This is a genomic window from Photobacterium lipolyticum (assembly GCF_003026475.1).
In the GTDB taxonomy this organism is placed as follows: Bacteria; Pseudomonadota; Gammaproteobacteria; order Enterobacterales; family Vibrionaceae; genus Photobacterium; species Photobacterium lipolyticum.
On the sequence record NZ_PYMC01000029.1, the window covers coordinates 20,965 to 27,374 of the forward strand.

The 6,410-nt window shown below is 41.2% G+C and carries 8 protein-coding genes and 1 pseudogene; 3 read left to right on the plus strand and 6 right to left on the minus strand.

Annotated elements, in window-relative coordinates; translation table 11 throughout:
* Positions 1-270: 270 nt before the first annotated feature.
* Positions 271-873, minus strand: coding sequence for a class I SAM-dependent methyltransferase (locus C9I89_RS21770; RefSeq protein ID WP_107285428.1), 603 nt, complete (start codon positions 871-873; stop codon positions 271-273).
* Between the two features lie 127 nt (positions 874-1,000).
* On the opposite strand from C9I89_RS21770, the gene C9I89_RS21775 reads away from it, so the two are divergent.
* The 3 genes and pseudogenes from C9I89_RS21775 to C9I89_RS21785 form a co-directional block, all read left to right on the plus strand.
* The gene (locus C9I89_RS21775; protein ID WP_107285429.1) at positions 1,001-1,195 is read left to right on the plus strand and encodes a hypothetical protein; all 195 of its coding nucleotides are present in this window, start codon (positions 1,001-1,003) and stop codon (positions 1,193-1,195) included.
* Between the two features lie 258 nt (positions 1,196-1,453).
* Positions 1,454-1,702, plus strand: a complete 249-nt coding sequence (locus C9I89_RS21780) for a DUF3297 family protein (RefSeq protein WP_107285430.1) — start codon at positions 1,454-1,456, stop codon at positions 1,700-1,702.
* A gap of 116 nt (positions 1,703-1,818) precedes the next feature.
* A pseudogene (locus tag C9I89_RS21785) lies at positions 1,819-2,278 on the plus strand (transposase); the annotation flags it as partial.
* A gap of 28 nt (positions 2,279-2,306) precedes the next feature.
* On the opposite strand, the gene C9I89_RS21790 reads toward C9I89_RS21785, so the two are convergent.
* From C9I89_RS21790 to C9I89_RS22615, 5 genes are all read right to left on the minus strand, one after another.
* A complete protein-coding gene (locus tag C9I89_RS21790) occupies positions 2,307-2,837 on the minus strand; it encodes a GNAT family N-acetyltransferase (protein WP_170107757.1) in 531 nt (176 codons plus the stop codon).
* 582 nt (positions 2,838-3,419) lie between these two features.
* Positions 3,420-4,292, minus strand: coding sequence for a hypothetical protein (locus C9I89_RS21800; protein WP_211315293.1), 873 nt, complete (start codon positions 4,290-4,292; stop codon positions 3,420-3,422).
* Between the two features lie 122 nt (positions 4,293-4,414).
* Positions 4,415-4,834, minus strand: a complete 420-nt coding sequence (locus C9I89_RS21810; RefSeq protein WP_107285433.1) for a GFA family protein — start codon at positions 4,832-4,834, stop codon at positions 4,415-4,417.
* Positions 4,835-5,424: 590 nt separating this feature from the next.
* Positions 5,425-5,895: a cold shock domain-containing protein gene (locus C9I89_RS21820; protein ID WP_107285434.1), complete on the minus strand. Its 471-nt coding sequence runs from the start codon at positions 5,893-5,895 to the stop codon at positions 5,425-5,427.
* Positions 5,896-6,033: 138 nt separating this feature from the next.
* Positions 6,034-6,410 (minus strand): alpha/beta fold hydrolase (locus C9I89_RS22615; protein WP_170107758.1); only part of this gene is annotated, 377 nt, incomplete at its 5' end.

The following is a 6,410-nucleotide window of genomic DNA, read 5'->3' on the forward strand; positions in this document are numbered from 1 at the left end:
AAAGAAGCCATTGAATGCCACCCCGCAAAGCCCGCGCGTAGCAAGAGCAACCTTCAGTGATAGCCCATGATTGCCAAATGCCGCTGACGCTACCCAATTAAACAGGCAGGAAGAACTCGGGATTTTGTAAAGAATAATGGGGAATTTGAAGCATGATTTAAGTGAAATGATCTGACACTAGATCATCCTTTACATTCTATAGCATTTATGTAAAACAGGTTTGTTATGATGGCCTAGCGCAAATCTATATATGCCATAGCATTCATTCACTCACTCGCTAAACAAATTGTTAAAATGTTTGTATATAACACGGAAAGTCATAAGGTCGAACTTCAGCTTATCAAGGCTCGCATTACCTTCTTCTTTCTGTTCATTCATAAACTCTTGAACAGAATTAAAGATTGGGTACAGTCCGTTGAGAGTCGTGAAGATCAGCTTACCACCTTCGGCCAGCGCATCTCTCGCGTTCCGCAGAATCTCAAAGTTCATTTCGTCTGTTTCCATCAACGGAAAACCACCTTCACACAGCATGATGATAAGATCAAACTCACTATTAAACCGTAGGTTACGCGCATCAGCAACCCTGAAGTCGATATCTAACTGTTCTGCGGCTGCTTTCTCTTTTGCTCGCACAATTTGAGAACCCGAGAGATCTACCCCCATCACATTGGTGTAACCGCGTTTGGTCAGTTCAATTACATGCCGGCCAGTGCCACAACCAATATCGAGAATCCGAAGCTGTTTGTTGTGAGCTGACTCCTGTTCGATAAAGTCACACTCACCTAAAGTACCTTGAGTAAAGCACTCCTGATCATAGTGCTTGCCGTAGTTTTCAAATAGTTCTTCGTACCATTGTTTATGTTGCTTGCTCATAGGTGATATTTGTCCAATTAGAATTTATTTTAATATTAGTTAGTTTCATATTAGTTACAGCAATAATTGTGACAATCATTAATCAGATCTCCATGAATGGGCATGCCGATTAATTCCTGCATGACCGTTGATTATTAGTTATGAAGTGAACCACTGTAACCGAGCGCTGCTTGAAGGGCCGCATCAGTATGTCGGTGAGAAACTGGAACTGCACGACGGTGATCAGTTAGTCCAGCGCTCTTATCGGCAACAGATCATTGCTTCCATTGCAACAACAACAAAACTCCAAACCAAAACCGCTGAGTGTAATGCATCACCTTGATTTTTTTATACCCGACCGTTTCGACTTTATCAAAGCAGCTTGCCTGCCATGATGCAATGAACTGAATGACATTGCGAAACATCCATGACATAAACACGCCTCAAGACAAACAAATTCAAAACTATAATCACGAAAATTATTACGTGTTTACCGTTTAAGTAGATACGAACATCAACACGATTTATTCCTGCACCTCTTGATGCTGTAGGCCTATATTGTCTACAATAGCGCACTTTTTATTTACTACAAGTCACGAACATGAACAACACTAAATCGCAACCAGCTTTACCAGATCGCCTTTCGGGTAACCCTCGTAGCCCACACCATGTGGCAGAATGCTTCGAGCACAACATTGGTATTCGACTTAACGGCAAAGAGCGTTTCGATGTCGAGGAATATTGCATTAGTGAAGGTTGGGTAAAAATTCCATCACCTAAAGCGTTGGACCGTCGCGGACAACCTCTTCTGATTACGCTAAAGGGAACTGTTGAGGCCTTTTATAGTTAAGTAGTTTTAATTCCACTTACTATCACTAAAAAAGGGCCTAGAGAAATTTAGGCTCTATGTATTGCTGAAATTGACCAACTCACAACAACGCCAATGTTAGGTAACGGCGTTTTTCAATCCTGACAGCATTCAAAAATCAGATCGAAAAAACAGAAAAGAAAATCGTCGCACTAATTGAAAGCTGCCCTGAATATCAGGCCAAAAATGAAATACTACAAAGCATGCCCGGTATCGGAAAATTGCCTCCGCATCTATCATTAGCAACCTTCCTGAGCTCGGCTATATCACCAACAAACAAGCTGCAGCCCTCGTCGGCGTCGCCCCCATGAACCGGGAAAGTGGACGCTATAAAGGACACAGGAAAATACAGGGCGGTCGGGCCCAGGTCAGAACCGTTCTCTACATGGCAATGATGTCTGCTATGCAATGTAACCCTGTTTTTAAGACGACCTATCAACGGCTTCTAGCTGAAGGAAAACCAAAAAAGTGGCCATCATTGCCTGCGTAAGGAAGATGGTTGTCATCCTAAATTCGATGCTGAGAGATGGCGTTTTATGGGATGCAAAAACAGCTTAAATTAACATATTGACGCCATAGTCGTTTGTTATGTATTGTTTTCAAAGTCACTTCGCAGCATTGAATACATGCAGGTATCCAAATACTTGCCCTTAACAAAGATTGATTCTCTGATGATGCCTTCTTTTATGAAGCCAGAGTTAATAGCTATCTTTTCACAGGCTTCATGAATAACAGGCATACAAATTTGTATACGATTTATGGGTTGGCTTTGAAATAAGTACTTTGTTAACAATTTCACAGCTTCTGTAGCAACACCTTTTCCTTGATTATTGGTGTCAAATATCGAAAAACCTAGCTCTCTCGCTGATGAATAAGGCACTGTTAAAAAATGTACTATAGTTCCAACTATCTGATTGGATTGATTGACAATGACTAATGTCTCGTTTGATTCAGAAGATAGACCATTAAGTTCAAATTCCCGCTTTAATTTTATTGGTGACCTCATTAAGGTTCTTGCGAAATCTCCTTTAAGCTCAACATCATTCATTAGACGTAATACATCATCAAGCTCCGATGACTCAATGTGCCTAAGATTTACTCCATTACCTTTTATCAATATTGATTCCTCTAAAATACATAACGCCCGCCATAAGGTGTGCCCCACTGAACCAGCAAAGCACACTGAAATCCGTACCAAAAATGCCGAGTGTAAGGCATCACCTTGATGGCATTGTTAAGTGTGGGCTTCACAACACGCTGCCAACTCAATGGCTTAGATGAAATTCCAGGCGACATGCACCGAAGCCAGAGGCACCGGTTCGCAAAACTATCCTTTGATGAACTTCAATGCCGCAATTTGTACGGAGTAAATTCTATATCATAAAAATTTCGATTGCGGCAAGCCGTTGAAACCAATTTGCTGACTTAATGGCGGTGATTGCGGTAAACCAAAAAGCCAAAAGATCACTGAACTTCTGGCATACGACGCTGAAGTTACTCTTCATGCGCGAAAGCATCACCGCAATTTGCGAGGAAATAACCATAACCAACAATGTCAAAATTGCGGCTCGCGGAACCGACAAAATACTACGCGCCCACATTTAACGTCTGCAATAAGGTGTACGCCAACTAAACTTGCAAAGCACACCGAACCTCATACCAAAACCGCCGAGTGTAACGTATCACCTTGATTGCTTTGTTAAGTTTTTATTATCCACTTAGCTATGTCATATAGAAATTGTCCAAACCACCCAACGCTCAAGATAGAAAACAATGCTCGATGTGCTAGCATTAAATTACCTTTACATCGATATTCTACGAGGGGACACACCCACCTTAAATAATGGAACAAGACCCTAAAAATAAAGAGAGTTGCAACAAATGTGTATAAATATAACGCACTATTTATGAACGCATTATCAACAACAGCTTCTTCTATAGTGCTAGATAGTTTACTACAAACCCAAAACGATAAAGGGAAACCTAAAATCCAAAGTAATACATCATAAACACTGTGATTGTGTACAAAAGACATTTTCGATGAGCGATTATCTAAGAATTTTTTTATTTCACTGAAAACACCATTTACCCAGGTCGCATCATAACCATTAACTTCAACATTTGACTCATTTGGAGTTCCAGTACTTGGTAGCAGCGAAAGGTCAAAAACTCTTGGCTTACTAAAGTCGAAGAAAATTTTAAACGTATTATGTGGGTAGTAATTGTGCGCATATCTCAATGTTGACTCACTATCAACATATAATGATTTAACTTGCTCAGGATAGTTTACTGAGCAAAACACCTCATCGATTGGTCCCCAAAGTTCTTCACCATCTTTTCCTGCAATCGTTACTCGCAACAGGAAAGACTCACGTAAAGTTTTAATGTTTTCAGCATACTGCTCATCAGTCTGGTTGTTTTGCTCAAATAATCCGACTTCAATTTCAGCCGCTGCATTAGCTCTTTCCTGAAGAATGTCACAGAAACGACGAAGATCTTCTTTATCTAGCGATAAAGAGGAAACATTCATCTTTTGCCGATTTTTAATTCTTGGTTTTCTTCCAGCTTCCAATTGGCCTCCTTAAAAACTTAACGCCTGCAATAAGGTGTGCCCCACTGAACCAGCAAAGCGCACTGAACTCCGTACCAAAACCGCCGAGTGTAACGCATCACCTTAATTGCCTTGTTATGTGTTTAACTCTTAGTTTGCCCTGGTAGTTTTTCATAACTGGGTACATCACCTAAATTCGCAGACCAACTTGCACTACTACCAGCAAAGATTTTAGCGGTAGGCATAATTGAAACAGGGCTATCGAGACTGCCTGCTGGAACCACTACACTGTTAATACTTTCAGCGATCGTGGGAAGTGCAGACCCACATTGTTGACAAAAGCTTTTTGCATGCAATGAGTTTGGATACTGATAGGTTTTAACGTCATATTCACCTTGCAACCAAGTCAACGTGCTGGCTTTAGCAAACAGATTAGCAGCATGAGCAGAACCAGTGTCCTTTTGGCAACGAGTACAGTGACACAAGAAGAAGGACTGGAAATCACCTAAAAGCTCATACTTCACACTACCACAAAGACATGAACCTTGATGTTTATTGATCATGAAAGCCTCCTTACTTTCGATTACACATAACGCCCGTAATAAGGTGTGCCCCATTGAACCAACAAAGCGCACCGAACTCCATACCAAAAATGCCGAGTGTAACGCATCACCTTGATTGCATTGTTACATGCTGACGCTAAATTCAATGCGGCTTGGCCGCCCCACCGAGGCTGACGAAAAATTATCAACCAACGCGGAGCCGGATGTAAACCGGACACCGAAATCACAACAAGTAAAATACTCTTTTGGCAAAGTGATTTCCGCAACTTAGTAACCACGAAAATTTCAACGTGCCAGCCCGGAACTCAATAATGCGGTTTCAAGAATTTGAGTTCGACAATGCATTTTAGACCAAAGAAGTTGGAAACCTCGGTGCTCAAACCGCATTGACGATGAACGACACTTTCTGCATTACGATCATCGCGGGACAACAGGAAAACCAACCCGCACCGAAACCAAAAACCTTAGAAAAACCTGGCATGTAACGCCTGCCATAAGGTGTGCCCCACCGAACCAACAAAGCACGCTGAACCTCATACCAAAAATGCCGAGTAAAACGCATCACCTTGATGGCCTTGTTAAGTTGCCTGTCACCAACTGCACAGTTGGCTCTCACACGGCACACCATCATGGTCGCCATCTATTTGTACATCAGGGCATTTAGCCAAATAGAACCTTGCCTCATCACATGAAGTCATTTGACTACAATGTGTTTTTCCCTGGCAGCTAAAACCCAGACCTTCAACATTAGGGAAGAATCTTGGTTCTATCAGAAATGTGTATACGGCAAATACCAACGCAATAATAAATAATCCGCTTAAAATAATTGATATGGTATTACTTGTTTCTTTCAACGGTTCTACACCTTGAATCACAATTGAATGAGCACGTTTTTTACCGTCTTTCAGTTCAATTTGAAACTCAACCAAATCACCAACTTTTGGTCTTCGGTAACCTTTTTGAAACTTCGATACGTGAGCAAAAATATCTCCTTTCATTCCGTGGCTACTAATGAAACCAAAACCTCGCTCATCATTCCAACGTACTATTTCCCCTTCCATGTAACCTCTTTTTTCGGCTGCAACTTAACGCCTACAATAAGGTGTGCCAACTCTGAACTAGCCAAGCGCACTAAACTCCAAACCAAAAATGCCGAGTGTAATGCATCACCTTGATTGTTTTGTTATGTTTTTAACACGTTACATCAAGAATTTATTTATTACTGAGCGACAAACTTCAGGGTATTCCTTATGCGCTTCATGTTCAGCAAATGCGATATTCATGAATTTTGAGTTTTCAATTTTTTCTACTAATTCAATTGCCTCACGCAAAGAAAACAAGAAATCATCATCACCGCGCATCACAAGTGTCGGACATTTGATGGCACTGACAGAATCACTTGGATAGCCCGAAGATGCTATGTCAACCCAGACCTTTTTTACTTTTTCAATTAACAACTCAAAGTCCGGTTGTGGATTCGATTCGTTGTAGTATGCAACTGAATCAGGGAACATTTCATTCCAGTCGCCTGATGTGACTCCCCCCAAGCACTCAATGGAAGGATCATTTTCTTCCA

Coding starts and splice junctions, on each gene's coding strand:
- C9I89_RS21780 (WP_107285430.1), top strand. CDS start 1,454: ATGAACAACACTAAATCGCAACCAGCTTTACCAGATCGCCTTTCGGGT.
- C9I89_RS21770 (WP_107285428.1), bottom strand. CDS start 873: ATGAGCAAGCAACATAAACAATGGTACGAAGAACTATTTGAAAACTAC.
- C9I89_RS21810 (WP_107285433.1), bottom strand. CDS start 4,834: ATGATCAATAAACATCAAGGTTCATGTCTTTGTGGTAGTGTGAAGTAT.
- C9I89_RS21820 (WP_107285434.1), bottom strand. CDS start 5,895: ATGGAAGGGGAAATAGTACGTTGGAATGATGAGCGAGGTTTTGGTTTC.